The sequence below is a fragment of the Dyadobacter linearis genome, assembly GCF_907165045.1.
Classification (GTDB): Bacteria; Bacteroidota; Bacteroidia; order Cytophagales; family Spirosomataceae; genus Dyadobacter; species Dyadobacter linearis.
Genome location: NZ_CAJRAU010000004.1, coordinates 412,152 through 437,169 on the forward strand (window position 1 = coordinate 412,152; position 25,018 = coordinate 437,169).

At 43.9% G+C, this 25,018-nt stretch carries 27 protein-coding genes; 11 read left to right on the forward strand and 16 right to left on the reverse strand.

Translation table 11 applies throughout. From position 1 onward, the window contains the following. Positions 1 to 54: 54 nt before the first annotated feature. Positions 55 to 279, forward strand: coding sequence for a hypothetical protein (locus KOD92_RS16360; protein WP_215234651.1), 225 nt, complete (start codon positions 55 to 57; stop codon positions 277 to 279). Between the two features lie 294 nt (positions 280 to 573). On the opposite strand, the gene hisB is transcribed toward KOD92_RS16360, so the two are convergent. Then, the gene (hisB, locus tag KOD92_RS16365; protein ID WP_215234652.1) at positions 574 to 1,698 is read right to left on the reverse strand and encodes a bifunctional histidinol-phosphatase/imidazoleglycerol-phosphate dehydratase HisB; all 1,125 of its coding nucleotides are present in this window, start codon (positions 1,696 to 1,698) and stop codon (positions 574 to 576) included. Positions 1,699 to 1,870: 172 nt separating this feature from the next. Between hisB and KOD92_RS16370 the strand changes: the two genes are divergently transcribed. The 4 genes from KOD92_RS16370 to KOD92_RS16385 all read left to right on the forward strand — a co-directional run bounded on the left by KOD92_RS16370 (position 1,871) and on the right by KOD92_RS16385 (position 5,484). Next, positions 1,871 to 2,464 (forward strand): riboflavin synthase, encoded by a 594-nt coding sequence (locus KOD92_RS16370; protein ID WP_215234653.1) that lies wholly within the window; start codon positions 1,871 to 1,873, stop codon positions 2,462 to 2,464. Between the two features lie 70 nt (positions 2,465 to 2,534). Next, positions 2,535 to 3,332, forward strand: coding sequence for a PASTA domain-containing protein (locus tag KOD92_RS16375; RefSeq protein ID WP_215234654.1), 798 nt, complete (start codon positions 2,535 to 2,537; stop codon positions 3,330 to 3,332). Then, positions 3,307 to 5,163, forward strand: a complete 1,857-nt coding sequence (locus KOD92_RS16380; RefSeq protein ID WP_215234655.1) for a T9SS type A sorting domain-containing protein — start codon at positions 3,307 to 3,309, stop codon at positions 5,161 to 5,163. The genes KOD92_RS16375 and KOD92_RS16380 overlap by 26 nt, the downstream gene beginning before the upstream one ends. 21 nt (positions 5,164 to 5,184) lie before the next feature. Then, a complete protein-coding gene (locus KOD92_RS16385) occupies positions 5,185 to 5,484 on the forward strand; it encodes a rhodanese-like domain-containing protein (RefSeq protein ID WP_215234656.1) in 300 nt (99 codons plus the stop codon). Positions 5,485 to 5,523: 39 nt separating this feature from the next. On the opposite strand, the gene miaA is transcribed toward KOD92_RS16385, so the two are convergent. Further along, complete coding sequence (gene miaA, locus KOD92_RS16390; protein ID WP_215234657.1) at positions 5,524 to 6,441, reverse strand: tRNA (adenosine(37)-N6)-dimethylallyltransferase MiaA; 918 nt, start codon at positions 6,439 to 6,441, stop codon at positions 5,524 to 5,526. A gap of 132 nt (positions 6,442 to 6,573) precedes the next feature. Here miaA and KOD92_RS16395 point away from each other — a divergent pair, with 132 nt between their 5' ends. Beyond that, positions 6,574 to 7,167: a hypothetical protein gene (locus tag KOD92_RS16395; RefSeq protein WP_215234658.1), complete on the forward strand. Its 594-nt coding sequence runs from the start codon at positions 6,574 to 6,576 to the stop codon at positions 7,165 to 7,167. A 115-nt stretch (positions 7,168 to 7,282) separates the two neighbouring features. On the opposite strand, the gene porN is transcribed toward KOD92_RS16395, so the two are convergent. The 8 genes from porN to sucD form a co-directional block, all read right to left on the reverse strand. Next, positions 7,283 to 8,335 (reverse strand): type IX secretion system ring subunit PorN/GldN, encoded by a 1,053-nt coding sequence (gene porN / locus KOD92_RS16400; RefSeq protein WP_215234783.1) that lies wholly within the window; start codon positions 8,333 to 8,335, stop codon positions 7,283 to 7,285. A 55-nt stretch (positions 8,336 to 8,390) separates the two neighbouring features. Continuing rightward, positions 8,391 to 9,983, reverse strand: a complete 1,593-nt coding sequence (porM, locus tag KOD92_RS16405) for a type IX secretion system motor protein PorM/GldM (RefSeq protein ID WP_215234659.1) — start codon at positions 9,981 to 9,983, stop codon at positions 8,391 to 8,393. A gap of 97 nt (positions 9,984 to 10,080) precedes the next feature. Continuing rightward, complete coding sequence (gene porL, locus KOD92_RS16410; protein ID WP_215234660.1) at positions 10,081 to 10,896, reverse strand: type IX secretion system motor protein PorL/GldL; 816 nt, start codon at positions 10,894 to 10,896, stop codon at positions 10,081 to 10,083. A gap of 121 nt (positions 10,897 to 11,017) precedes the next feature. After that, entirely contained in the window at positions 11,018 to 12,091 is a 1,074-nt protein-coding gene (porK, locus tag KOD92_RS16415; protein ID WP_215234661.1) for a T9SS ring complex lipoprotein PorK/GldK, read from the reverse strand. 345 nt (positions 12,092 to 12,436) lie between these two features. Beyond that, positions 12,437 to 13,414 (reverse strand): PorP/SprF family type IX secretion system membrane protein, encoded by a 978-nt coding sequence (locus KOD92_RS16420; RefSeq protein ID WP_255567389.1) that lies wholly within the window; start codon positions 13,412 to 13,414, stop codon positions 12,437 to 12,439. A gap of 131 nt (positions 13,415 to 13,545) precedes the next feature. Continuing rightward, positions 13,546 to 14,328 (reverse strand): uroporphyrinogen-III synthase, encoded by a 783-nt coding sequence (locus tag KOD92_RS16425; protein ID WP_215234663.1) that lies wholly within the window; start codon positions 14,326 to 14,328, stop codon positions 13,546 to 13,548. Positions 14,329 to 14,369: 41 nt separating this feature from the next. Continuing rightward, positions 14,370 to 15,551 (reverse strand): DUF4271 domain-containing protein, encoded by a 1,182-nt coding sequence (locus KOD92_RS16430; RefSeq protein ID WP_215234664.1) that lies wholly within the window; start codon positions 15,549 to 15,551, stop codon positions 14,370 to 14,372. A gap of 57 nt (positions 15,552 to 15,608) precedes the next feature. Beyond that, entirely contained in the window at positions 15,609 to 16,487 is an 879-nt protein-coding gene (gene sucD / locus KOD92_RS16435) for a succinate--CoA ligase subunit alpha (protein ID WP_149640931.1), read from the reverse strand. Positions 16,488 to 16,591: 104 nt separating this feature from the next. On the opposite strand from sucD, the gene KOD92_RS16440 reads away from it, so the two are divergent. Together KOD92_RS16440 and azu are read left to right on the forward strand one after the other, a co-directional pair. Further along, positions 16,592 to 17,194: a hypothetical protein gene (locus tag KOD92_RS16440; protein WP_215234665.1), complete on the forward strand. Its 603-nt coding sequence runs from the start codon at positions 16,592 to 16,594 to the stop codon at positions 17,192 to 17,194. 104 nt (positions 17,195 to 17,298) lie between these two features. Further along, positions 17,299 to 17,793, forward strand: a complete 495-nt coding sequence (azu, locus tag KOD92_RS16445; RefSeq protein ID WP_215234666.1) for an azurin — start codon at positions 17,299 to 17,301, stop codon at positions 17,791 to 17,793. Between the two features lie 78 nt (positions 17,794 to 17,871). On the opposite strand, the gene KOD92_RS16450 is transcribed toward azu, so the two are convergent. Continuing rightward, entirely contained in the window at positions 17,872 to 18,417 is a 546-nt protein-coding gene (locus tag KOD92_RS16450) for a TlpA family protein disulfide reductase (RefSeq protein ID WP_215234667.1), read from the reverse strand. 185 nt (positions 18,418 to 18,602) lie between these two features. Between KOD92_RS16450 and KOD92_RS16455 the strand changes: the two genes are divergently transcribed. Then, the gene (locus KOD92_RS16455; RefSeq protein WP_215234668.1) at positions 18,603 to 19,946 is read left to right on the forward strand and encodes a tetratricopeptide repeat protein; all 1,344 of its coding nucleotides are present in this window, start codon (positions 18,603 to 18,605) and stop codon (positions 19,944 to 19,946) included. Between the two features lie 117 nt (positions 19,947 to 20,063). Here KOD92_RS16455 and KOD92_RS16460 read toward each other — a convergent pair whose 3' ends face one another. The 3 genes from KOD92_RS16460 to KOD92_RS16470 form a co-directional block, all read right to left on the reverse strand. Beyond that, positions 20,064 to 20,774 carry a superoxide dismutase gene (locus KOD92_RS16460; protein WP_215234669.1) on the reverse strand — a complete coding sequence of 237 codons (711 nt, stop codon included), beginning with the start codon at positions 20,772 to 20,774 and terminating at the stop codon, positions 20,064 to 20,066. 27 nt (positions 20,775 to 20,801) lie between these two features. Beyond that, positions 20,802 to 21,416 (reverse strand): recombination mediator RecR, encoded by a 615-nt coding sequence (recR, locus tag KOD92_RS16465; protein ID WP_215234670.1) that lies wholly within the window; start codon positions 21,414 to 21,416, stop codon positions 20,802 to 20,804. An 83-nt stretch (positions 21,417 to 21,499) separates the two neighbouring features. Then, entirely contained in the window at positions 21,500 to 21,775 is a 276-nt protein-coding gene (locus KOD92_RS16470) for an ATP-dependent Clp protease adaptor ClpS (protein ID WP_215234671.1), read from the reverse strand. A 106-nt stretch (positions 21,776 to 21,881) separates the two neighbouring features. On the opposite strand from KOD92_RS16470, the gene KOD92_RS16475 reads away from it, so the two are divergent. Next, a complete protein-coding gene (locus KOD92_RS16475; RefSeq protein WP_215234672.1) occupies positions 21,882 to 23,357 on the forward strand; it encodes a sodium:solute symporter in 1,476 nt (491 codons plus the stop codon). Positions 23,358 to 23,653: 296 nt separating this feature from the next. Continuing rightward, positions 23,654 to 24,049 (forward strand): hypothetical protein, encoded by a 396-nt coding sequence (locus KOD92_RS16480; RefSeq protein ID WP_215234673.1) that lies wholly within the window; start codon positions 23,654 to 23,656, stop codon positions 24,047 to 24,049. A 54-nt stretch (positions 24,050 to 24,103) separates the two neighbouring features. Here KOD92_RS16480 and KOD92_RS16485 read toward each other — a convergent pair whose 3' ends face one another. Next, complete coding sequence (locus tag KOD92_RS16485) at positions 24,104 to 24,436, reverse strand: MGMT family protein (protein WP_215234674.1); 333 nt, start codon at positions 24,434 to 24,436, stop codon at positions 24,104 to 24,106. Continuing rightward, a complete protein-coding gene (locus KOD92_RS16490) occupies positions 24,423 to 25,013 on the reverse strand; it encodes a DUF3109 family protein (protein WP_215234675.1) in 591 nt (196 codons plus the stop codon). Before KOD92_RS16490 ends, KOD92_RS16485 begins: the two co-directional genes overlap by 14 nt. Positions 25,014 to 25,018: the final 5 nt, after the last annotated feature.

Genomic DNA, 25,018 nt, shown 5'->3' on the forward strand with positions numbered 1-25,018 from the left:
GGTGGAGTAAAGAAAGGAGGCCTTGAGTGGAATGGATAGGCAAAATTTGTCGAAATGGACAATATGATCCGGGAAGACCTGATCGTCGCTTACTTTTTCCGCTTCCGTTTTTTCATTATCGCATGTACCGGTATCGCAAACCACAGATGCCTTTGCTTTGGCCAGCAAGTAACTTGCCACATCTGTAGCTTTGCAGATGAGGAAGGCCGTGAGCAATATGAGGCAGAGCTTTCTGAGCAAGGTATTGCAGATTTTGTAAAACGATTAAGGAACAGCTGACGGTGCTAAAACGTTCTGACGGGCTATAAATTATAGGCGGCCTGCCATTTTGGAAAGTTCAGCCATCACGGGAAACAAAAAAAGGGCGTTATAAACAGCCCTTTTACTTATTGGTTTTCCAGTTCTTTTCATTGTTCTCAAGCCAACGTCCTACCAGGAACGCAGAGCCTAAAAGAACAATATAGAAAACGATCATTATGATTGTCATTTGCATAAAATATCCGTTTAGCGCTTCTTTTGAATCGAACAAAAGTAACTAAAAAAAGCAAACTGGAAGATTAATCGGTCAAAAAATTACAGTACTCCTTTGGTCGACGGCATGAAATCCAGCGCTTTCAAATCTCTCCTTACCGCCATTTTGATAGCCTTTGCAAATGCTTTAAAAATCGATTCGATCTTGTGGTGTTCGTTGTCACCTTCCACTTTGATATTCAGGTTGGAAAGCGAAGTGTCGGAGAACGATTTGAAGAAATGGAAGAACATTTCAGTCGGCATTTCCCCTATTTTTTCACGCTTGAACTCCGCATCCCAAACAATCCACGGGCGACCGGAAAAATCAATAGCGACCTGCGCCAGGGCTTCGTCCATCGGCAAAAGAAATCCGTAGCGGTTAATACCTCTTTTGTCGCCGATCGCCTGCCGGTAAGCTTCACCGAGCGCAAGCGCAGTATCCTCAATAGTATGGTGTTCGTCAATGTGCAGGTCTCCCTCGACGCGGATCGTGAGGTCGGCGCCGGAATGCCTGGCGAGCTGATCGAGCATGTGGTCGAAAAAGCCGAGGCCGGTATGGATCTCAGATCTGCCGCTTCCGTCGAGGTTAAGGTCGATCCTGATCTGTGTTTCTTTTGTATTGCGTTCCACGGACGCTTTCCGGGAAGGCAGTTTAATGTGCTCATAAATGCTGTCCCAATCTTTACTTACAAGTGTAGTGCATTGGTTCATGTCAGCGGAAACATTCGTTTCAGGCAGCACATCGGCATACAGAATCGCTTTTGCACCCAAATTCACCGCTAGTTGAATATCTGTGAGCCGGTCCCCGATAACGAAACTGTTGGCCAGGTCATATTCATCAGAAAGGTAAGCAGTGAGCATACCGGTACCGGGTTTGCGGGTAGGCAGGTTATCTTCCGGAAAACTCCTGTCGATCAAGATTTCGGAGAAATGAATGTTCTCGCCTTCCAACGTCCGCAGCATTTTATTATGAGCCGGCCAGAAAGTATCTTCTGGAAATGAATCTGTCCCCAAACCGTCCTGATTTGTGACCATTACCAGTTCATAATCAGTCTCTTCTGCGATTTTTCGCAGGTTTGAGATTGCTTTTGGTAAAAATTCGAGCTTTTCCAGAGAATCGACCTGAAAGTCGGTGGTAGGTTCTACAATAATTGTCCCGTCGCGGTCGATAAACAGTACTTTTTTCATTTAATATTTTTTAGGAAGATAGCCGACACATTCAGTCAGCGGGATTTTGCTGGCTGCAAAGTTCGCAAACTATGTGAAATTGAAAAGTGATTGGCAGGATTGTAGCCAAGAATCGCATATCCACTCTGCGCAAGAAGTCTTAACTTTGGGTTTTCAAACTGTATATAAGAAGATGTTTACTGGAATTGTTGAGGCAATAGGCGAAGTTACTAATGTAGAGGAACAGGGTACTAACAAGACTTTTACGTTCCTTTCTTCGCTGGCGAAAGACTTTAAAATCGATCAGAGCATCAATCACAACGGTGTTTGTCTGACGGTAGTAGCAGTGGAAGGTGAATCTTACAAGGTAACGGCGATCGAGGAAACCCTTTCCAAAACCAACCTGGGCGCATTAACACCCGGGAGCAAAGTGAATCTGGAAAGGTGTATGCCGGCCAATGGAAGGTTTGACGGACATATTGTGCAGGGTCACGTAGATCAAACCGGGATTTGTACCAATGTGGAAGAACGGGACGGAAGCTGGCTTTTTGATTTCAAGTATGATGCCGGAACGGGGAATATCACGGTCGAGAAAGGATCGATATGCATTAATGGAGTGAGTCTGACTGTTTTTAACTCAGGAGAAAACACTTTCCGGGTTGCTATAATACCTTATACTTATTCCTTCACAAATTTCCATTCGCTGCGGGCGGGCGATTCGGTGAATCTCGAATTTGATATTTTAGGGAAGTATATCAAAAGAATTCTGGGCGCTAATGCAGTTTAACATATTGGCTTCTTAGATTATTACGTTTATTTTTACCCGTATATACCAGTTTAGTGCATTCAAAATATTCATGGCCAAAATAAGTACGCAGTCCAAAAAGGACCTTTTCATACATATTGGAATTATCGTTTCGCTTCTTTTGGTAATCTTTCTGGGATTCTTTTTTGTTTATCTGCCCTTCACAACCAATCACGGCGAAGCTATTACTGTGCCAGATCTGAAAAAGAAGAGTGTGGCTGATCTCGAAGAGTTTCTGGATACCAAGGATTTGCGTTACGAAGTTGACTGCACATTTGTGGCCAATATTCCTCCGCTCACGATTATAGCACAATACCCGCCTCCGGGAGCGAAGGTGAAAGAGGGAAGGAAAATTTATGTGACAGTTGTATCCAATACCGCGCCGCTGATCAAAATGCCGAAGCTGACGGATATGACGCACCGGAGTGCGCAAATGCTGCTGAAAAGTGTAGGGCTGGAAGAAGGAAATATCTCCTATGTGCCTGATATGGCGCAGAATGCGGTATTGCGCCAGTTATATAATGGAAAAGAAATATTGCCCGGCCAGCCTATTACAAAGGGTTCAAAAATTGACCTGGAATTAGGAGAAGGTTTGGGTACTGCTCAATTTGAGGCTCCTTCCGTGATCGGAATGCCGCTCGACGAAGCCAAGATCGCGATTATCGGATCGGGTTTGAAAGTGGGGCAGCAAATGGAACTGCCAGCTGAGGAAGGGCAGGCGCCGGGATCAATTGTACGGCAAAATCCGGATGCTGGAAGCAATGTTAGAATAGGGGATGTTATCGATCTTTGGGTAACACCGCAGTCTTTGGAACCAACTGAGAATGGAACTATCCAACCCGAACCTTAAAAGCACTTTTAATATCAGCAAGTATTTTATCTATATCGGAATGTTGCTGGTATTGCATTGCCGGGTTGCCCATGCGCAGCTTAGGCTTGTGCCGCTGGGTGAGGGAGATTACGAAGAAGAGGTTTTAGAAAACCGCACATTAAGGACGGAGGTACTTTCGCTTCCTTTTTTCGATGATTTTTCTACTACAAGAACTGCCTCGCCGGACACCCGCTACTGGCTTGCAGGAAGTGGTGTGTACATTAATAACTCCCTCGCAACTTCGCAGCCATCGCGCAATATCGCTACATTCGACGGGCTGAATGCGCGCGGGGTTCCTTACAATCTCGTCAATCCACTAGGCCAGGACTTTACGGATACACTTACATCTCAGCCCATTAACATCGCAGGAAGAAGTGCGGCTGATTCTATCTATCTTAGCTTTTACTGGTCGGCGAAAGGACTGGGAGAATTACCTGATTCCAGCGATTACCTAAGTCTTGAGTTGTTAAATCGAAACAATGAGTGGACAACTATCTGGACTCAAAACGGGTTTGAGGCAGATACGTTATTCAGTCAGGAGTTTATTAAGATTTCAGACGCACTCTATCTGCACGGTGCATTCCAATTCAGGTTCAGATCCTATGGACGTGGCTCGGGTCCGTTTGATACCTGGCATCTGGACTATGTGTATATCAATACAAAACGTTCAGTCCGCCAGCCTTACATTTTTGATGTAGCGACCAGAAAACCGGTTTCTCAGTTCCTGAAAACATACACAGCAATGCCACTAAGGCAATATCTGGTCAAACCCGCAGCGCTTATCGCGGATTCGGTGAGTACAGATATTGTCAATCATTTCAATAATTTTAATATCCTCACCAGCACATTTACACTAACCGATGAGCGCACCGGAAAAGAATTGCAGCGAAACGTGCAGCGATCAATCTATGTAGAATCCCTGAAATCAAAGGCTCTGCAAGTGAAGCTCAATGTTCCTGTAATACCCACTGGGATAGATAGTATTAGTCTGGTGAGCCGCTTTTTTCTAACCACCACCGATTCGATTCCAAACCTTGGTTTGAAAAACAACGACACGATTGTTTCAAGAACTACCCTGAAAGATTACTTCGCATTCGACGACGGAAGTGCTGAATATGGTGTTCAGGTTAATCAAAAGTTAGGTAGGGTAGCAGTGCGCTATATTCTTTCCAAGCCGGATACGATTGGCGGCGTCCGACTTGCTATTGTTCCTTTCAACAAGGATATTGCAGGTCAAAGTTTTAACATTCAGATTCTTAGCAATAAAAATGGAAAGCCTGATCAGATGCTCGGACAGCGGTCAGTTGCTGTTTCGTATACCAATAGACGCGATGGTTTTGTAGATTATAAACTGGCAGTTCCGGTTGCAGTAGCAGATACTTTTTACGTCGGCTGGAATCAGATCAATGAACAGCCAGTTACAGTGGGTTTTGACAGGAGTTCCAAGCTTGGAAAGAATCAGATATTTTATAACCTGGGTACGGAATGGGTGCAGGAAAGATCTTTGAACGGAAGCATTATGATCCGTCCGTATCTTGGCGAAAAAGCGCAAGGTGTGATCACTGGAAATGAGGAGTTGGCAACTGATCAAGTATTTTTCCCCAATCCAAATCGCGGTTCGCTGAATTGGAAGGCTGAAAATCTAAAACAAATTGATATATTTTCGAAAGAAGGGCGGCTTTTAAAAAGCGCGTTTCCGGATAAAAGTGAAAAGTCTGTTGATATCTCCCAGCTTCCTGACGGAATATATGTGATCAAAGCCTCTGACGGGAAACGATCGTTTGCACAAAAATTGTTAATTCTTAAATAGCTTACAGAAAACTACCTGACAATGGATATTACAGTTGAAGAATTAAAGAAGAGATTGGATGACGGGGAAGACCTGCATTTCTATGATGTTCGCGAAGAGCATGAATATGAGGAAGATAACCTCGGTGCTACTCTGATTCCACTCGGTGAATTACCGGATCGTTTAGAAGAACTGGAACCACTGAAAAATGAGGAGATCATTATTCATTGCCGCTCCGGCGCCAGAAGTGGTAAAGCTGCCAAATTTCTTGAATCACAGGGCTTCACGAATACCCGCAATGTAGTTGGAGGTATCCTGGCATTCCGCGAGCTGGAAGATTAAAGTAAAAGCCCATTTTCTACGAGAATGGGCTTTTTGTTTTTAAATAGCGAGTTCGGCTTTAATGAAGTGAAGTATCTGATCATAATCTTCCACATCAAACCATTCAAAATTTCCCTGGTGCCGGAACCACGTTAGCTGCCTCTTTGCGTATCTTCTTGAATTCTGTTTTAAAACCCGGATCATTTCCTCTTCATCATAATTTCCGTCCAGGTACTCAAAAACTTCCTTGTAACCCACCGTTTGCAACGCCTGGTGCGATTTGAACTCGCTCAGCCCTCGTACTTCTTCCACCAGCCCATCATTCAGCATATTGTCTATTCTGGTGTCAATCCGTTGATATAGTTCTGCACGGTCACGATTTACGGCAATACAAACTGGATTGAAGTCTCGCTCTTTTTTATTTTCCAGTCTATATTGACTGATCGGTTTACCCGTAGTTTTGTAAACTTCGAGCGCCCTCAGAACACGCTGCGGATTAGAAGTTTCGCTTGATTGAAAAAAAACCGGATCCACCGTTTCGAGCTCCTTTCTTAATACCTCCAAACCTTCATTTTGAAGTCTTTCTGTTAAAGATTCCCGTAAGCCAGGCGCGGGAATAGGTAATTCGTCAAGACCCTCGAGTAGTGCTTTAATGTAAAATCCGGAACCGCCGGTCAGTATTACGTAATCGAGCGTTTCAAAGAGTGAATCCAGCAGCGACAGGCAATCCCGTTCAAAATCGCCGGCGCTGTAAGTTTGGGTTATTGAATGCGAGTTAATGAAATGATGTGGCGCTTCACTCAACTCCTGGGCCGATGGTTTCGCAGTGCCGATATTGAGTTCTCTAAAAAATTGGCGGGAGTCGGCGGATATTATTTCTGTCTTTAAGTCGTTTGCTAATTCAATTGAAAGTGCGGTTTTACCCACAGCGGTCGGACCGGCAATTACGATGAGTTTTTTCTTTTTACTATTTGGCATTTCCAAAAAGGAATAATGGTTTTTTTTATATAATTTATGCGTTAAACGACTCAACAGGCATCATTCCCGAGACTCTGTGCGTATATGTTATCACATTTCTATTTCAGTTCACAATTTAAACGTTGACAAATTATGTTAAAAAAATTATTACTATTTGCCTGGATAGGATCAGTCGCTCTATTTACGAGCAGCTGCGAGGGGCCTGAGGGACCGCAGGGTGAGGTTGGTCCGCAAGGAGTAGCAGGTCCAGCCGGGCCAGCGGGTCCAGCTGGGCAGGATGGTCAGGGCGGCGGCGGTGGCGCAGGCTCTATCATCGCTTTCATGGGCGAAATAGAAACCGATACAGCAGGCAATGTAGTAGTTGGTGATACAGCATTCTTTTCAGAATTCACGGACGAGGAGGTAGCAAGCGTGGAAAAAGGTGCATTTCAGGTTTATATCAAGGATGATGGTGGCTACTTCCCAATCCCCGGTACTGTGTTATTTGAAGACGAGGCTATCAGTTACAGTTATTATTATGTAGTTGAAGGCAACGGGCTCTATTTCCCGATCTTCCGTACCTCAAATGCAAAGGTGAGACAACGTACTTTCGAGGAGATCCGGGTATTGGTTATGCCTGCGTTAAATTTGGGTAAGGAGAATGCTAAAATAAATTGGAAGAACTACGACGAGGCTGTTAAGGCATTAGGACTTTCAGAGTCGGATGTAAAAGTGATCCGCAAGTAATAGCTGGAAAGTTCGAGATAGTTAGATCAATTTCCGGTATTGTAAGCAGCTATAAAAAATCCCCGCTGGAATGCCAGCGGGGATTTTTTGGTATTAACTTGTAAGCTTTGAAATCTTAGTATTCCCAAAGACCATGTTCAAGCTCCATCAACTCTTGTTCGTAGTTAAGAGACTTGATCAAAGCTTCTTTCTGACCATCGTAAATGTCTAAAAACGCCTCATCGCTAGCATTTGAAAATTTGGTGATCCTTCCGTAAAACAGGCGAAGATCGAACGCGTCAGCCAGATTTTTGTTCTGTGCCGTATTATGCGTGTTGTACCAGATATACTTTTTAGGATCGCTTCTAAAAAGCCTCTCAACATCTTTGTATTTGAACGAAGCAACCGGAATTTCGAGGCCAGTCGCCGTTTGTTCAGATGGAAGGATGATGGTCAGAGACTGTATATCATTGTAAAGACGTGATCTCTTTTTGTCAAAAGTCCAATCTTCCTTGATCTCGATGATGCTCAACTGATTCGGAAAATACTCCTCCTCAATTCCGCCTACCTCACCAAAAGTAGAGTCGATCTTAGGTTGTTCAACGACAGGAGCTTCTTCTGTTTTCGCTACCTGCGTATCTTTCGCACCTTTTTTTGTAGTCTTTTTCTTAGGTGGACCCCAGCCATCATCTTCTACGACCTCCTCTTTCTTAGGGTCTTTTTTGGCTGTATTACCCCAGCCGTCATCCGCTGTCTGAGTTTGCTTCGCAGCATCCGGCTTTGGTTTTCCGCCCCATCCGTCATCTGTCTTAACTGGTTCACCAAAACCGGCAGCTATTTCTTCCTCCGACAAACCAGCGGTCTGATTCGGAATCACCATGCGCTTATGCAGCTCCCCGCCACCTATTTTAGTTGCGCAAGAATCATTTGTATATGCATCGATAAGACCTGCTTTCGCAGCATCCAGCAGATAGCGTGTAATCTCGTTATTCTTAGAGAACATGGAAATGTTCTGCTTTTCTTTGAGATCCACCCTTCTCCACAGCGTTCTTTTCATCATCACATCGCCATCTGCGATAGGTCGGGACGAGAAAGAATTAGCAGTTGAATCTTCCTTCTCCTGTGCAAATGCAACACCAGTTCCAATGGACAGGGATAGTATAGACCATGCAATCGTTTTTCCATTCATTCTTCTCATATCATGCAAGAGGTTGTATTGTCCAAAAAACGACAAAAAGTGATTATTAGTATAGTGTAACTGTCCTGTTTTGAGTACCCATTTCCACTTCATTTATAGCGCCTTTAAAATTCTGACGCTCAACCTTGAGGATCGTAATAACGTAGCGATCACCTGGCTGTGCCTGTTGGGCTAGGGAAGATATTGATCCACCACCACCTCGCAATGTTACACCATTAATACGACGGGTTCCGCGGGCAAGGGAAACCTCCACTTCTGAAACCCTGAACTTAGCATCTTCCGGCGAAAAGTTCTTGAAGCTTTCGTCAGGTATTGCTACAACCTGAATACTTCTCGTTCCACTTGCAGGAGCCCCACGTCTTTCGTCAAAAGCAGCGCCATTAACACGTACTTCTAAAGAGGGCTTAGGCACTTTATTAACTCTGAAAGGTTCTGATCCTAAAACGTTGCCGCCATTGCTAACCGTAATATTCAATTGGGCTCTACTAGGTACGATTGTGAATTTCCCTTTTTGTCCGCTCTGAATAATTTCTCCTCCATCTGTTGAGAAGCTAGGTGCCCAAAGTGCACCCAATGCCGGGCTTTGGATACTCAATTTATTTGCACAACCCAGATAAAGTGGAGGCAATGTTCCTGTCTCAATCTGGTAAGTTGGCTTCACGACGAAATATTCCTGATTCATCGTATAAGTAGTATCTCTGCCTGATGGAGTCGGGATCGTGATCCGCGCCTGCAATTCTCTTTTTACAATTCCTTCTGCATTATAACCTCCGCCTTGCGCAGTGAATTCTATCAAACCGATACCGTTTTCAACTTTAACGGGAGAGCCGTTGAGACTCATTCTAGGCGTGATACCACTTGCAGAAGCTGCGATAAACATCTGGCCTTTAAATTTGGTACCGGCTACAACAGTCTTGGCATCTGCACTGACCATCGCAAGTACTCTGTCAAACTTAACATCAGCCGCACCTACTTTACTTGCCAGATAGTTAAGCACTTCACCTTCCATCCGGCGAATATCAGTTTGCTTCTGACTCAAAACTGCCAATGCAGCTGCAACGGGAGTCGACTCAAAGTTTAATTCGGCAAAGTCCTTATTTCTCTGCTCTCTGTTACCCTTTACACTTGGATCTTCTCTGCCGTCCATAGCCAGCATCTGAAATTTATTAGGAGATAGCTGATTCATCTGTGCAGTGTATCCATTCAGGCGTTGCTGCAAGCCGTAAGCTTTTCCTTTTTTCCCTGTGGCAATCATTAACTGACCAACTTTGGATTCTTCCTGAGGGTTTTTAATTCCACCTTCCTCATTCAGCCCGCTGCCGGCTTCATTAATAATCTGTTGTTTCAAAGTGTTGATTTCATTTGTAATATCAGCAGTAACCTTGCGTACTTCTTCGGCTTGCTTAATGACCGCAACGTCAGCTGACCGGTTTCCCGCTTTTTCAACAGCTGCTTTGATTTTAAGTACAGTTTCCTGGTTTATTTTATTAGCTGCTCCGGAGGATAGTTCCAAAGAATTGTTCAGAAGAATGAATTTTTCTATGATGGCTGAACTAACCTGCAATGCGAGCATTGCAGTAAGTACCAGGTACATCATGCCAATCATCTTTTGACGGGGTGTTTCTTTTCCACCTGCCATATTGTTCAGTAATCAGTTATCTGTGATTGAATAATTTGATGATAACAAACAATTAATAATTCACTCAGAGGATTTACTATCGCTTGTTAGGGACTAATCAGGCATTTCCGCCACGCATTGCTGTGAGCATATTGCCATAAATGCCATTCAGGGACGAAATATTCGTCGTTAGTTTTGACATTTCATTTTTAAATACTTGTGATTCTTTGGTAGCGTCAGCCATATTTTCCATCGCTGCTGTCAGATTACCATAAAATGCATTCATCGCTTTCAAATGCTTGGTAGTATCCTGCAATTCAAGCTCATAAACCGCATTCAATGCGCCCATGTTCTTAGTGATTTGCTGAAACTGGTCACGGTAAGATTGCGCATCTTTCGTAGCATCTGCCATCGAAGACATTGCATTGATCGCAACACCATAAGATTTGTTCATGTCGCTGATCGCAGTTGAAGCACTTTTCACATTTCTTGCGTAATCATTAGTAGCAACAGTTGCATCGGTAAGATCTGTTATTTTGCCAACTGTGTCAGACAGGTTTCTGAATCCTTTACCAAGACTATCGAAAACGTCAGGAGAAAGCTTCGCGTTGTCAAGCATGTTGTCAAGCTTCGCTGTAATGTTGCTGCTTTGTGTTGAACCGCGAGTGATTGCGGGTCCGTTGTAATCGTCTGAAAGCTCAGGATAAACACGGGTCCAGTCCGGATCCCTGTCACTCGATTGAGTTAAGGTTTGAAGCGCATAAAGTAAAAATATGATTACCTCTGTTCCAAGACCTGCTGTAAGCATCTCGCTACCTCCATCCCAGTGTTGAATTTTAAATAATGCCCCCATAATTACAACGGCAGCACCTGCACTATATATTGTTGGTACTAGTTTATCCCAAAAAAAATTAGGTCCGCTATTCTTAGCCATACGAATTGAAATCGGTTACAGTGAAAAATTTGATATTAATAAAGTGTTATTTGATTTTGAAGAGATCGTAAAAAAGAAGCAGAGTATCGAAACGCTGCTTCTTTTTATCTGGAATTTCATACTAGCGACGACGGGCACGGGCACCTCCTCGGTCGTTTACATTATCCATTACACAGCGGAAGCCAATAAATGCGCGGCGCTCAGTTTCATATTCGAATGTCCTGGTGCCTGTTTGCAGGTAGTAAGCAATGTCTTTCCATGAACCACCTTTAACAACCTTGCGAGGTTCATCAGGATTATCATATTCGGGGTTCATATCCCAAACGATAGCAGTTGCGTTGTCAGTATAAGCATCCGAAGTCCATTCTGCTACGTTTCCAGCCATATTGTAAAGCCCGAAATCGTTTGGATTGTATGCATTAGCAGGACCGGTGTAAGGATAACCATCAGCGTCATAATTTCCGCGCTGCGGTTTGAAGTTTGCAAGGAAACATCCTTTTGCATTCATAGTATAAGGATTTCCCCAGGGATACTTAGCAACCGCCCGTCCACCGCGAGCAGCCCATTCCCATTCAGCTTCTGATGGAAGACGGAAACCAGTCGAGTTAAACTGACCTTCTTTATTTTGAAAATCGTGCAAGAGATTAGTTCTCCATTTCGAAAAGTACTGAGCTCCCAGCCAGCTTACGCCAACAACAGGATAAGTATCGAAACCAGGATGCTGATAATAGTATTCTACAAAGGGATCTCCATTTGAATAAGCGAAGTCTTTCTTCCAAACCGTTGTATCAGGATAATACTTGGTCATAATCTCTTCTTCTCCAAGTACGGAAACAGAATCAACCAAAAGTGCATTCACGAACTGGCGGTATTCGTTATTAGTGATCTCAGTATCATCCATATAGAACGAACTGATCGTCACCCGCCTGTTCATATTGTTCATAGATGAGGCAATATCTTCGTCAGCCTGACCCATTATAAAAGAACCGGATGGAATAACCACCATACCCGCCGGTGTAGTTTGTTTAAAGCCTTTTCTGGCTGTTGCTGTTATTTCTCCATTTGAAATACCGCTTTCTTCTTGTCCGCCCTTGCCAAACTTACTTTTGATAAATCCGCAACTCTGCATGAGCATAAGAGCGGCTATCAAAAGCAGACTTTTGACTCCATCCCGATAGAACACTTTCACATTCATAGTGGTTTTGTAAAATTTGAGTATAAACTGTAGCCTAAAAACGCCGGCTAATGCTATAAAGTATAATTGAAAAAACAAAAAACTAATCTAAAAAAGGCACTGTTCAGCCGGACAGGAAACTCTAAATTGTGCCCGGAAGCTGCTGAATTCAGTTAATCATCGACTTAACGTATTGAAAATGCGAATTGGTATGCAGGTCGACGATTTTACAAATATAAATTAAAGTTTCACAAACTGCTTGTGCCGAGCAAACTACCATTTAGGAAAATACCAAGTTTAACCCAGCTCATGTTGATTTATTGCTAGCCTGTAATTGAATATTACAAACTTTTCCGGTTTGAGCGATCAAAAGCGGAAGCGAGGCGTGCGGATGATCGTCTTCTTTCCGAATTTCGGAGAAGGTAATGCGTAGGATAACGTAACCTCAAATGAAGATGCGGCCTTGGCGCGATTGCCACCGATCACCAGATCGTAAGCCCCTGAAAGGCGCAGCGACTGGTCTTGCAATAAATAGATCCCGCCCATTAATATGAAGTAAGAATCCTGTTGTCTGTAAGTACCGCCCACCCAGTAGCGCTTATTATAGGTTACCGTCGCGCCACCTTCAACAGACAAAGTGCTGATATCAGATTTTACCAAAATAATTGGTTGAATATCCAGTAAATAGCCCAGTTCAAGGTTTACGCCCGCATTGAAATAAATTGTTTGTGGCAATGGATTCGTACCCTGATCTGAGCCTAGTTGATATTTCGGTTTCAGCAAATGGTTCAGGGATATACCCGCATAAAAAGCATCACTTTCATATCGCACACCTACTGCCAGGTCAGGATTGATTTCTGAGATAACACCGGTTTGAATCAAAGGATCGTCCGGATCACGGGCGCGTAACTTTCCGTAGTCGATAGCCTGGCGAAACAAACCTGCACTTGCACCTACCTGCAAGTTACCCCCGGCAACGGGAATATGATATGCTGCGGAAAGTTTAAAATCCTGATCAGTTCTTGGGCCACTCTTGTCATTCAATGCATAGAAACCAATACCGAAATTTTTGATTGGCATACTAAAAGAGAACAATTGCGTAGAAAGGGCACCGCCGGTATCGTCCAGGTTCGTGCCCTGATAGCCAGCGTACTGAGTCCGGTGCGTAAGCTGAAATTTCGTAAGTCCGTCGGCGCCAGCAGCTGCTGGATTGAGGTAAAGCTGATTTAAAGAGAATAAGCTAAACTGAGCATCTTTCTGGCCGACAGCAGCAAGGGGAATCAAAAATATTAGTGCAAGTAACCGGACATTTTTATTACTCCTTATAGTAAACTTCAAAGTCATACTTTTGGGTTTGTTTAGAGAACTTACCGAAGGTTTTCAGTTTAATTCATAACGCATATTGCTTAAAAAAATTGATATAAACACAAAAAAGCCCTGGAAATTTTCCAGGGCTTTTTTGACCGAAAAACCTGTCATATCTTGTTGGCTTGCCGGATATAAAGGTCGAGCGCGCCGGTCATGGAAGGCGCATTTGGTAGCGGTGCCTGAATGTCCAGAAACAGTCCGGCATCTTCTACTGCTTTCGCGGTGGTCGGACCAAATGCTGCTATCCGCGTATCTTTCTGTTTGAAGTCCGGGAAGTTTTCAAATAAAGACTTAATCCCCGACGGACTGAAAAACGCAATAATATCATAGTATACGTCTTCCAAATCAGAAAGATCAGATGGAACGGTCTGATACATAGTCGCTTCCGTGAAGCTGAATTCTTCTGTGTCCGCAAATTCGGGAATATCGTTTTTCCTTACATCCGAACATGGGTACAAAAACTTCTCTTTTTTATGCTTGCGCATTAATTCAATCAGTTCCGTTGCCGTTTTTGTGCCCGTAAAAATCTTTCTTTTCCGGATCACTATATATTTCTGAAGGTAATTAGCGGTTTGCTCGGAGATACAAAAGTATTTCATCGTCGCAGGAACCTCAATTCTTCCTTCAGTGCAAATCCGAAAGAAATGATCTATCGCATTTCTGCTCGTAAAAATGACAGCAGAATAATCTAGGATGTTGATTTTTTGTTTACGAAACTCTTTGTACGAAACGCCGTCGATCTGGATAAATGGCCTGAAATCAACTTTGATATTGTACTTTTTGGCCAATTCGTAATAAGGTGAATTTTCGTCGGCGGGTCGGGATTGGCTTACTAGCAGGCTGGTCACCTTTTTGAGCCTTTCCTGATCAAAATTGATTGTCTCACTCATGTAAAATCCTCATTAGTTTAGTCCAAACTCATCATTATTAGTTATAGGGCAAATTTCATACTAACGATGAGCGGGATTATTTCAATGACGCAAAGGTAAGAAAATAAATAGAGATTAATCAACGCGCCGGGGGGCTTAGTAACCACGTAGAGCGCAACGAAACGGGCAAAATAGAAGAACAGGAAGGGGAGGAGAATGTAGGGCCGCATATCCCCAATCCAGGTTGCGCGATTGAAACTCACAGTAAATACAATCAAAAACAATGCTCCGTAAAACATATACGAGGATTGTATTATTTTGATGAATATGGTATCCACCTGTTTGTCGAGATTGAGCATATTACCCGCAAGCAGCATGAATATGTATTTGACGTAAGTGAGTATGAAGAATATCGTGGTAAGTATTAAAAAGTCCCCCAGAATAAGCAAAGTGTTCGGTTTTTCAGATAGTATGTTGTTTACTGAAAACAAGTTAAGCCTGTTGCTCGACAGAAACACAAGTACAAAGCCCATCCACATTGCAGTAATGAGCGCAAAGAAAATTATTGTATTACTGTAAGGTTTGTTGATTTTGGAAACCTGGTCCCGCGGGTCGCTGTTGAAAAACTCGATAGGATTTATCAAACGGAGAAACGACAACGGATTAAGGTTAAAGATCCAGGCATTTAATATCAGGATCAATACCAAAGCGATCACCGCGAAGTTACCGAACGGGGTAAAGGAAATGGGTTTGATGTTGATGAAATTGGGCCGGGATGTGTTGAGCCCGATCGCCTCATTTGTTTTTTTTTTGTTGCACAATAGGGCAATTTTATCAGCAACACCCTCGCTGCCGTAAATCGTGACGAGCAGTTCGTCTTTTTTATAAATTTTGAAAAGACTGTCAATACTGAGTTCCTGCCACGAATTTCCCTCAATGCGGTTTTGCAGCGCACCTTCTACAAAAAGATAGCTTTCTGTATCGGATGTGAGTAATAGAAAGTACCTCCTGTTTTTGACCAGATCAATATATAAACTCGCTGATCTGGTTCCTTCGTTTACGCCCGGAGAAAATGGGACGTAATTCTTATACTGATCGCTGTAAACCAGCCAGTCATTTTCATAATTATAAACGGGAAAGAAACGCTCGGGAGGTGTAATTTTTGGCGCGCTCCTGGAAAAAGTGCCCAGGAACAGTAATGCTGTGAAGAAAGCCCAAAAGAATGGTGTGAATATGGACCTCATAAGAATAAAAGGGCGGAGTTTCCTCAGCCCTCTTAAAAAATATATCGTAAGTAAGTATTATTTCCTTCCCAGGGCAAGTAACATCGTTTCGCCGATCAATGCTGGCGACTCAGCTACAAAAATCCCTGATTCCTTCATAATTCTGATCTTAGCCTCAGCTGTATCATCAGCTCCACCGATAATTGCACCGGCGTGGCCCATTCTGCGTCCTTTTGGAGCAGTTTGTCCAGCGATGAAACCTACAACAGGTTTTTTGTTACCAGTTGATTTGATATAGTTAGCTGCATCTGCTTCCATGCTTCCGCCGATTTCACCGATCATTACAATCGCCTCAGTCTCAGGATCGTTCATCAAAAGCTCAACCGCTTCTTTAGTAGTAGTACCAATAATAGGGTCACCGCCGATACCGATCGCTGTTGTTTGTCCCAATCCTGCACGGGTTAGCTGATCAACTGCTTCGTAAGTTAACGTACCTGATTTAGAGACCAGTCCCACAGTTCCTTTTTTGAAAATAAAGCCTGGCATAATACCCACTTTGCATTCTTCGGCAGTAATAACGCCAGGACAGTTAGGTCCGATCAAGCGGCAATTTTTGTTTTTGATATATTCTTTTGCCTGCATCATATCCTTGGTTGGGATACCTTCGGTGATACAAACAATTACGCCGATACCAGCATCAGCAGATTCCATGATTGCGTCAGCGGCGAATGCCGGTGGAACGAAAATGATAGCCACGTCAGCTCCGGTAGAACGAACAGCCTGATCGACGGTGTTGAATACAGGTCTTTCCAAATGAGAAAGTCCGCCTTTACCAGGAGTAACTCCACCTACGACATTGGTACCATATTCTATCATCTGCTGGGCGTGAAAAGACCCTTCCGAACCGGTAAATCCCTGAACTATAATCTTAGAATTTTTATTAACTAAAACGCTCATGTTGGTAAATCAGTTTTTTTGGTAAAAGTAGAACGAAAAGCACGAAGTAGCAAAATGTAACCAGAATTTGTAAATTGCTTTTTTCGATTATATGACGCGTGTTTATGGATATACTTAGCAGTCCTCATATATTTTCTAACCTCGTTTTAAGCTTCACCAGTCTGTTCATTTTTTTCAGGTATTTCAAAAGCCAGCCGCCCGTCACAAGGTGGCTTTGGGGGATATTCCTTTTTAGTATATCCTTCGTTGCGCTCACTGATTTACTGGTATTTGCAGGAGTTGAGAGTTTGGAAAACGTGCATGAAATAGTAATCGCCGGAGAAATGACACTCGGCGCGCTTTGCCTCGTCTCCGGCGCCTGGTGCCTCATCATGCGGTACGAGGGCGGAAACTTTCTATTGACCTCAACCATCGCGCTGGGAATCCTGCTTTTCTATTGCATTACCTGGTTTCGCGTCGAATATGTGGGACTGATCATCAAATCCCTGTGCATTCTGGTCACCTTGCTGATTTCCTGTGTGGGTTTGGCCAACAGACAAAAAAGTGCCTTGTGGGCTGTTTTTTCAATGATGTTACTAGCCTTATCGACAAAGTCAGGCAATTTGCCGATCCCGATGGACCCGGTCGACATTAACCATTATATGATGGTCCTTTCGGTGATATGCGTAGGCAGGGCAGTGCGCGATCAGTACAAAATACTCTTCTGAATGATTGTTTATCAAACAAATGTTAATGGATTGTATTTTTAAAAACTCGTGTAGTAAATTGCGGAGGTTAAATTTAATTAAACAAGTACACTAATACTCAGAATATGAAAACGACTAAGTATGGCGTAATGCTTCTTGCCGCAGTTTTGGCTTTTGGAGCAGTTACTACGAGCCCTGTTCAAGCAAAAGTTCCTGCCGGCACAGAGGTAAACGATGCTAAGCAAGTTAAAACGATTGTCATCAAAGGAAGTGACGCAATGCAGTTTGACCTGAAAGAGATCAAAGTGAAAGCTGGCCAGAAAGTGAAGTTGACCCTGACACACTCAGGTAAGCTTGCGAAAGCGGCAATGGGCCATAACTGGGTATTGTTGAAGCCAGGTGTTGATGTTGCTACATTCGGTTCAAAAGCAGCTGCTGCGAGAGAAACTGAGTACATTCCTGCATCTGAAAAAGCAAGCGTGATCGCGCATACCAAACTAGTTGGTGGCGGAGAAAGCGATACAATCGAATTCACAGCTCCTGCAAAAGGTACTTACACTTACATTTGCAGCTTCCCAGGGCACTATGCACTGATGAAAGGTAGCTTTGTTGTAGAATAAGTTTTAGCCAAATAATATAATGCAAAAAGGCGCTGGATCCAGCGCCTTTTTGCATTATAGGGGTATCAGATAAGGCTGTCAGATCTGCGCAAGCTGCTTTTCGATCAGTTCAATAATTTCAGGCCTGTCCCATTTCGAAGCACCTATTTCCTGCGCTAATATCTTTCCATTATAAATGATATAAGTACGCGGAATTGCATTGCCGTCAAGAGCGGGGGGATAAGGTCCGGCATATTGAAAAAAGGGCAAGTTATATCCCTTGCGCGCAATAAACGGGTTGACAGTTTCGGCATCTTCGTCCGAGATAATATAAAAAGCTACTTTTTCGTGCTCCTTGTATTTGTCGTAAAGTTTCTGGATACCAGGCATTTCCATATTGCACGGGCCGCACCAGGTTGCCCATACATTTACAAATATCAGCTTATCCTGGGCCATCGATACCTGGTTGCCTTTCAGGTCATTCATTGAAGATAGGTAAACGGACGTATCTTCTTCCAGCGGCGGCATCTCACCTTCACTTGCTATCTGCGGAGAATCGCCGGGTTTCAGAAAAGCGAAATAAACAGCTAACGCAGCTACGATAATCAGCCCTGCGAGAAGTAGTTTCTTGAAGCTTCCGGTCATAAAATGGTTTGGTAAAATGAAAAATGTCCAGTTCGTGGGAAACATAAATGTAGGGATATTCTAAGAAACTGGTCTAAGAAAGCGCTGGAAAATAAGGGTATTTGTTTTTTTGATGCAGAGAAGGAATTTGAATACTTTTATAGAATAATAGAAAAATTTCTGATTTGAGGAAACGGTTTACATTCATGAAAGTCTTAGTATCTGCCATTGCGTTTTTAGTTGCGCTTACCCTCTCATTTCCCACCTTTGCCCAGCGTTCAGCAGCCGAATTTTTCGAAGAAGGAAATACAAAGGCCGGGACCGGAGATTTCAACGGTGCTTTGCAGGCCTATTCCTCGGTAATAGCAATGAGCCCCGAACATGCCCCCAGCTACTTCAACAGAGGTCTCGCAAAAGCAAACCTCAAAGACCACCGCGGCGCTATTCTCGATTACGACCGCGCCATTGAGCTTAATCCCAAAGAATCGCTGTATTACCAAAGCAGGGGAGTAAGCAAAAGTTTGCAGGATGATTTCCGCGCAGCGATCGAAGACTATACAAAAGCAATCGAGATCAATCCCGAAGAACCAAAAACCTATTATAACCGAGGTGTGAGCTATGCAAAACTCAAAAATCACCGCAATGCACTGACGGATCTGGACCGCGCCTTATCTCTCAACCCCGACGAGTTGGCGGCCCTTTACGCCAGAGGAAATTGTAAGCAGGATTTGCAGGAATATGCTGGCAGCCTCGCCGATTTTACGAGAGTAATCGAGTTAAGTCCAAAAAGAACAGGAGCTTATGCCGGTCGCGGACTAGCTAAGCTCCAATTAGGTGATTACCAGGGTGCCAGTGCGGATTTTACACGCGCAATCGAACTCAGTCCGAATGACAGTGAGCTTTACGCAAACCGGGGTTTTGCCAAAAATAAACTGGAAGATTTCACGGGAGCGATCATCGACTTCGACAAAACAATACAGCTCAGCCCGGACAATTTCCTGGCATATTATGGGAGAGGGTTTTCCAAAGGCAGGCTAAACGATCAACGCGGCGCGATAGCTGATCTGACAAAATCAATCGAACTAAAAAATCCTTATGTAGGTGATCCTAAGAAGATTGTCTATGCTGGAAAAATTAACAAAGAAAAGCTGGAAGAGCTGCGTGATCAGGTTCAGCAGCCTGTTAAGATAGATAATCTAACCAACGAGCGTGCCGAAGCTTACTATATCAGAGGGATGAACAAAGCGAAAGTAGGGGACACAAAAAGCGCATTGCAGGATATGACAACTGCCGTCGAACTGAACCCGACCTATTCAAGTGCGTACTTTTCCCGCGCCATGATCCGTTCCGCGAGCGGCGACCAAATGGGAGCAGTACTGGATTTCAGCAGCTCAATAAAACTACGGTCTGATTATCCAGAAGCCTATTACCTCCGGGGAATTCTAAAAAACAGCCTTGGTCAGGTAAACGAAGGTTGCATGGACCTAAGCAAAGCCGGCGAGCTAGGTTACCAGCAGGCTTACAAGGTAATTGCGTCGTTTTGTAATTGAAGGGAGGAACAGGAAAAAAGGGAGGAAGGAGGAACGGAGGAAGGAAAACATTTTGTATTGTCCCTTTTCTCCCTTTCCTCCATCCTCCCTTCCTCCCTTCCTCCCTTTCGTCCCCTTCTAAGCTTTCTTCATGTTAGCAGCGACCTTCTCCCAGTTCACCACATCCCAGAAAGCCTTAATATAATCTGGTCTTTTGTTTTGATAGTGCAGGTAGTAGGCGTGTTCCCACACGTCAAGTGCCAGGATTGGTGTTCCTTTGATGTCGGATACGTCCATTAACGGATTATCCTGGTTTGGTGTTGAGCCGATGGAAAGCTTCCCGCCGTTTGCAACCAGCCACGCCCAGCCTGAGCCGAATCTTGTGGTTGCCGCTTTTGCGAATTCTTCCTTCATTTTATCCATAGAACCGAATTGTGCGTTGATCGCGTCAGCTACCGCGCCTGTCGGTGCTGCTGCTTTTTTGGGCCCCATTACTTCCCAAAAGAAAGTGTGGTTCCAGTGCCCGCCACCATTGTTCCGGATAGCAGCCGGCGCTTTGCCTGCCGACTTAAGAATATCTTCCAGCGACTTTTTCTCGTATTCAGTTCCTTTAACTGCGTCGTTCAAATTTTTCACATACGCCGCATGATGCTTCCCATAATGGATTTCCATCGTCATTTTATCAATACTCGGTTCCAATGCGCCGAAATCGTAAGGAAGTGGCGCCTGCTTAAATGGTGCGGTTTCCGCAAGTATTGTATTTGGACTACCTGCAAATGTCTGGTTAGCAAATGCTCCCGCAGCGATCGTGCCGCCCGCGAGTGTCCGCAAAAAATCTGTTCTATTCATAACGATACAATTGAAATTGTTATTAAATCAATCATAAGCCACCCGACTTATGATACTCCGGCCCAGCGTAATTTCATCGGCATATTCAAGATCGCCGCCGATGGGCACGCCACGCGCAATGGTACTCATTTTAACGCCTGTTGATTTTAGCTTTTTTTGTAAATAAAAAGCAGTGGTATCACCTTCCATCGTCGGACTTAATGCCAGAATAATTTCCTGAACACCTTCCTCTTCCGCCGGCTTCTCCACCCTATTTACCAGCGAGTCTATATTCAGATCAGCAGGCCCGATGCCTTCCAGCGGCGAAATAATACCGCCGAGTACGTGGTAAAGCCCTTTATATTGATTGGTAGATTCTATCGCCAGAACGTCCCTCGTGTCGACCACGACGCAAATCGTAGTGCGGTCTCGCTTGGGGTTTGCACAGATATTGCAGTACATTTCATCCGCAATATTGTGGCATTTCACACAGTAAGTAGTTTTGGTACGCATATTCACAATCGCCTCCGACAGCGACCGGGTTTGCTCTTCTTCTCTCTTAAGCAAATGTAATGCCAGCCTCAGCGCAGTTTTCTTACCAATTCCGGGAAGTCGGGAGATTTCATTTACAGCATCCTCTATCAGGCGCGAGGGATAATTCATGAGAATTTAAAGGACGTTTGATGGAACGGGATAATCTGGAAACAATACCCCGGGGAGAAAAAGAAGCGTGCCTGTCGGGCCGATCAATGAATTTCGGCTGAAATTCCTCTCCGGCAGATTTCGTTCCGCATTCCCGTGAGCTCGTCAAAAGCCCCTTCTTTAACCGAGCATTTTCCTTTGTAGTGAATGATGATCGTACATTGTTCGGCCTGCTCGCTGGTGTGCCCGCATACCTCGACCAATGTATCTATTACCCAGTCGAAAGTGTTCACATCGTCATTATAAATAATAAGCTTTTTAATGTCGGTGACAACCGTTTCTTCCAGAATTTCTACGTCTGTTTCCGTCATCGCTTGCATAACAACCAAATTTCTGTTTGATTAGCAAATCTAATTAAAAACGCAGATTATTAGAAGTACTGCGGCTTTTAATACAACACCCCACTAATCCAAATCTCCCCTTTTGATGAATCCCTATATTTCGCTGGTTATCCTGATTGTCTATTTCGGAATGCTGATTACAGTGTCGATCTACACTTCCAGGGGGGCGGATACCAATACTTTTTTTACCGCAAATCGCCAGTCGCCTTGGTACCTGGTGGCTTTCGGGATGATCGGGACTTCGCTTTCGGGGGTAACGTTCGTTTCGGTTCCGGGGGCTGTCGCCAATATTCAGTTTTCCTATTTTCAGGTAGTTATCGGCTATATTCTGGGCTATCTGGTGATCGGTACCGTGTTAATGCCGCTTTATTACCGGCTCAATCTGATCTCTATCTATTCTTATCTCGAACAGCGTTTTGGTTTTTGGTCTTATAAAACAGGCTCCGGTTTTTTTCTCCTATCACGCACAATCGGTTCAGCAGTAAGGTTATATGTCGCTGCGCAGGTATTGCAGTTGGCACTTTTCAAGCCACTTGGCGTCCCCTTCGAAGTGGCGGTAGCGATCACCATTTTCCTGATCTGGATCTATACTTTTAAAGGCGGGGTGAAAACGATCATCGTCACAGATACACTTCAAACCTTTTTCCTGATCACAGCTGTAATTCTAACAATTGTTCTAGTTTCCAAGGAATTGAATCTCAAAGGAATAGGCGATATCTGGAATGCTGTGGACACCAGTAAATATTCGCGCATTTTCTATTGGGATATTAATGATCCGAAGAACTTCTTCAAACAGTTTTTTGCCGGCGTATTTATAGCCATTGTGATGACCGGGCTTGACCAGGATCTAATGCAGAAGAACCTTACCTGCAAGAATATTGGCGAGGCGCAGAAGAATATGTTCTGGTTTACAGTGGTTTTGGTAATCGTCAATTTCCTGTTCCTCTCACTCGGTGCGCTGCTTTACGTATATGCAGAAGCGCAGGGTATTCCGGCTACAGCGAGAACGGACGATTTTTACCCGATGCTTGCTTTAAATCATCTTGGCCTGGTTGTGGGGATTACTTTCCTGCTCGGAATCACGGCCGCCACTTACGCCAGCTCCGATTCCGCGCTCACCGCATTGACTACCGCTTTTTGCATTGATTTTATGGAAATTGAGAAGAGGCCCGAGGAGAAAAGATCTACGATCAAGTTTTGGGTCCACATCATGTTCTCAGTGATATTCTATCTGGTGATTCTAATCTTTAACCGCCTCAATAACAAGGAAGTGATCACCGCAGTATTCGATCTGGCAGGCTACACCTATGGGCCGCTGCTCGGACTTTTTGCCTTCGGAGCATTCCTGAAAACACAGGTGAAAGATCGCTGGGTACCATTAGTATGCATTCTTGCGCCGATATTGACTTATATTATCAATGATCACTCGGCAGAATGGTTCAACGGTTACAAGTTCGGTTTTGAAAGGCTGATTATCAACGGGCTCATTACATTCACCGGTCTTTGGCTGCTGCGCGATTCGAGACATGTAAATGCTGACCGCTACACCTCAGCTAAATAGCCTGCTGGCTATCACTAAAATGGTCTCCGGTGCAAGGCGGCAGAGAATAAATTTAAGATTTGCTGTAACCTTTTCAAACGTTCGCTTTTAAATTGATTGTTCGCTACCGAACAGAATCAAAAAGTCTTGCAGGCAGCATTTGAGATACGAGGATTAATTTTAAGTATCTATAAATCAATAAATTAAGGAGGAATTCTTCTGGAATGTAGACTAGAAATTTAAAAAGTGGCACGTGCTTTTTTAGTATGAGGTCAACCATGCAGATGTATGGTACCAACTTTAAATAGCTATTAGCCATGAAAATTTCAATCGTATCAAACCTGTTCTGCGCCATTGCGCTCACTTTGTCACTTGCATCATTTACAACTGACAAGAAAAAAAATCTCGAAGAAAAAGAAGCGAATGCAGTAGCTTTCGACGCTGGCCTTTACAGAATTTCGGATACTAACAAGGTAAGACTATCTGTAAACAAAAGCCCGAATGACAGGATAAAGGTAGTTGTGAAAGACAAGGTAGGAAATGTATATTACTCGGAGGTATTCGAGGACAGCAACTCAAAATACCGCAGGGTATTCAACCTTGACGAAATGCAGGACGGGACTTATTATTTTGAAATGCATAACAAAAGCAAAAAACTGATCAAAGAAGTGCAGATAGAAAGCAGCAGCGAAAAAACGATCTCATTGCTGTAATGTGATCTTTGCAGAACGAAAAAATCCTGACTTACTCAGCCAGGATTTTTTCGTTTATAATAACTCCTTCTCAGGATCCCAGAAGTATTCCTTCCAATTCTGGATCTTATGGTTTTTGATTGTAGCGCCCTCGCTTTCCAGCCTTTCCTGCATGGTTGTAGGAGTTTCAAAAAGTGCCCTGGCGCTTAGCTCGCCCTGGCTATTCACCACCCGATGTGCCGGAATATCCTGGTGGGTATAGCTGCTGCCCATTGCCCAGCCTACAATCCTGGCGCCTCTGTTATTGCCGAGGTATTTGGCAATCGCACCATAGGAGGTAGCGCGGCCGGCAGGAATCTGACGAACTACATCATATACGTCATTGAAAAATGCATTATCCTTTTTCATTCGCTCTTGCGTCCTGACGTTCGTCGATCTCGCGGCTGAGTTGACCATACCATTCAGGCCCATAAGCACGGATCAGCGGCTCTTTCAAAAATTGATAAACCGGTACGCCAAGTTGCTTACCCAAGTCACAGGCCGGGCTGCATATTGACCAGCGGTCGTAGTTAAGCGCGTGAAATTCGTCGTATTTAGTTACTCTGATCGGATATAAGTGGCAGGAAATCGGCTTTTTGTAACCAATTTTTCCGTCAAGATATGCGGCCTCGATTCCACATTTCAAAATGCCTTTTTGGTCATAAATTGCATAAGCGCATTCGCGGCCGTCAATAATAGGAGTGACGAAATCGCCGTCGAAGTCTTGTGTGGACGTACCTTGTTCCGCAATTGCCTTTTTGCCTTCTTCCGAAAGATAGGGTTCTACCATCGGATAAATTTCATCCAGGATTGCTACTTCTGCTTCATCCAGCGGAGCACCCGAATCTCCTTCAACACAACAAGCGCCTTTGCATTTTTCAAGATTGCAAACAAAGAGCTGGTCTTCGATATCATCACTGATACAGGTGTGATCAATTAAAATCATATTTC

What these genes read in the sequence shown, in the direction of transcription:
- KOD92_RS16360 (WP_215234651.1), top strand. Translation starts at nt 55, where the DNA reads ATGGACAATATGATCCGGGAAGACCTGATCGTCGCTTACTTTTTCCGC.
- KOD92_RS16375 (WP_215234654.1), top strand. Translation starts at nt 2,535, where the DNA reads ATGGCCAAAATAAGTACGCAGTCCAAAAAGGACCTTTTCATACATATT.
- KOD92_RS16420 (WP_255567389.1), bottom strand. Translation starts at nt 13,414, where the DNA reads ATGACTTTGAAGTTTACTATAAGGAGTAATAAAAATGTCCGGTTACTT.
- KOD92_RS16430 (WP_215234664.1), bottom strand. Translation starts at nt 15,551, where the DNA reads ATGAGGTCCATATTCACACCATTCTTTTGGGCTTTCTTCACAGCATTA.
- KOD92_RS16380 (WP_215234655.1), top strand. Translation starts at nt 3,307, where the DNA reads ATGGAACTATCCAACCCGAACCTTAAAAGCACTTTTAATATCAGCAAG.
- KOD92_RS16370 (WP_215234653.1), top strand. Translation starts at nt 1,871, where the DNA reads ATGTTTACTGGAATTGTTGAGGCAATAGGCGAAGTTACTAATGTAGAG.
- KOD92_RS16480 (WP_215234673.1), top strand. Translation starts at nt 23,654, where the DNA reads ATGAAAATTTCAATCGTATCAAACCTGTTCTGCGCCATTGCGCTCACT.
- KOD92_RS16460 (WP_215234669.1), bottom strand. Translation starts at nt 20,774, where the DNA reads ATGAATAGAACAGATTTTTTGCGGACACTCGCGGGCGGCACGATCGCT.
- KOD92_RS16425 (WP_215234663.1), bottom strand. Translation starts at nt 14,328, where the DNA reads ATGAGTGAGACAATCAATTTTGATCAGGAAAGGCTCAAAAAGGTGACC.
- porL (WP_215234660.1), bottom strand. Translation starts at nt 10,896, where the DNA reads ATGGCTAAGAATAGCGGACCTAATTTTTTTTGGGATAAACTAGTACCA.
- KOD92_RS16440 (WP_215234665.1), top strand. Translation starts at nt 16,592, where the DNA reads ATGGATATACTTAGCAGTCCTCATATATTTTCTAACCTCGTTTTAAGC.
- KOD92_RS16485 (WP_215234674.1), bottom strand. Translation starts at nt 24,436, where the DNA reads ATGAAAAAGGATAATGCATTTTTCAATGACGTATATGATGTAGTTCGT.
- porN (WP_215234783.1), bottom strand. Translation starts at nt 8,335, where the DNA reads ATGAATGGAAAAACGATTGCATGGTCTATACTATCCCTGTCCATTGGA.
- KOD92_RS16450 (WP_215234667.1), bottom strand. Translation starts at nt 18,417, where the DNA reads ATGACCGGAAGCTTCAAGAAACTACTTCTCGCAGGGCTGATTATCGTA.
- KOD92_RS16385 (WP_215234656.1), top strand. Translation starts at nt 5,185, where the DNA reads ATGGATATTACAGTTGAAGAATTAAAGAAGAGATTGGATGACGGGGAA.
- azu (WP_215234666.1), top strand. Translation starts at nt 17,299, where the DNA reads ATGAAAACGACTAAGTATGGCGTAATGCTTCTTGCCGCAGTTTTGGCT.
- KOD92_RS16455 (WP_215234668.1), top strand. Translation starts at nt 18,603, where the DNA reads ATGAAAGTCTTAGTATCTGCCATTGCGTTTTTAGTTGCGCTTACCCTC.
- porM (WP_215234659.1), bottom strand. Translation starts at nt 9,983, where the DNA reads ATGGCAGGTGGAAAAGAAACACCCCGTCAAAAGATGATTGGCATGATG.
- hisB (WP_215234652.1), bottom strand. Translation starts at nt 1,698, where the DNA reads ATGAAAAAAGTACTGTTTATCGACCGCGACGGGACAATTATTGTAGAA.
- KOD92_RS16395 (WP_215234658.1), top strand. Translation starts at nt 6,574, where the DNA reads ATGTTAAAAAAATTATTACTATTTGCCTGGATAGGATCAGTCGCTCTA.
- KOD92_RS16490 (WP_215234675.1), bottom strand. Translation starts at nt 25,013, where the DNA reads ATGATTTTAATTGATCACACCTGTATCAGTGATGATATCGAAGACCAG.
- recR (WP_215234670.1), bottom strand. Translation starts at nt 21,416, where the DNA reads ATGAATTATCCCTCGCGCCTGATAGAGGATGCTGTAAATGAAATCTCC.
- KOD92_RS16470 (WP_215234671.1), bottom strand. Translation starts at nt 21,775, where the DNA reads ATGCAAGCGATGACGGAAACAGACGTAGAAATTCTGGAAGAAACGGTT.
- porK (WP_215234661.1), bottom strand. Translation starts at nt 12,091, where the DNA reads ATGAATGTGAAAGTGTTCTATCGGGATGGAGTCAAAAGTCTGCTTTTG.
- KOD92_RS16475 (WP_215234672.1), top strand. Translation starts at nt 21,882, where the DNA reads ATGAATCCCTATATTTCGCTGGTTATCCTGATTGTCTATTTCGGAATG.
- miaA (WP_215234657.1), bottom strand. Translation starts at nt 6,441, where the DNA reads ATGCCAAATAGTAAAAAGAAAAAACTCATCGTAATTGCCGGTCCGACC.
- sucD (WP_149640931.1), bottom strand. Translation starts at nt 16,487, where the DNA reads ATGAGCGTTTTAGTTAATAAAAATTCTAAGATTATAGTTCAGGGATTT.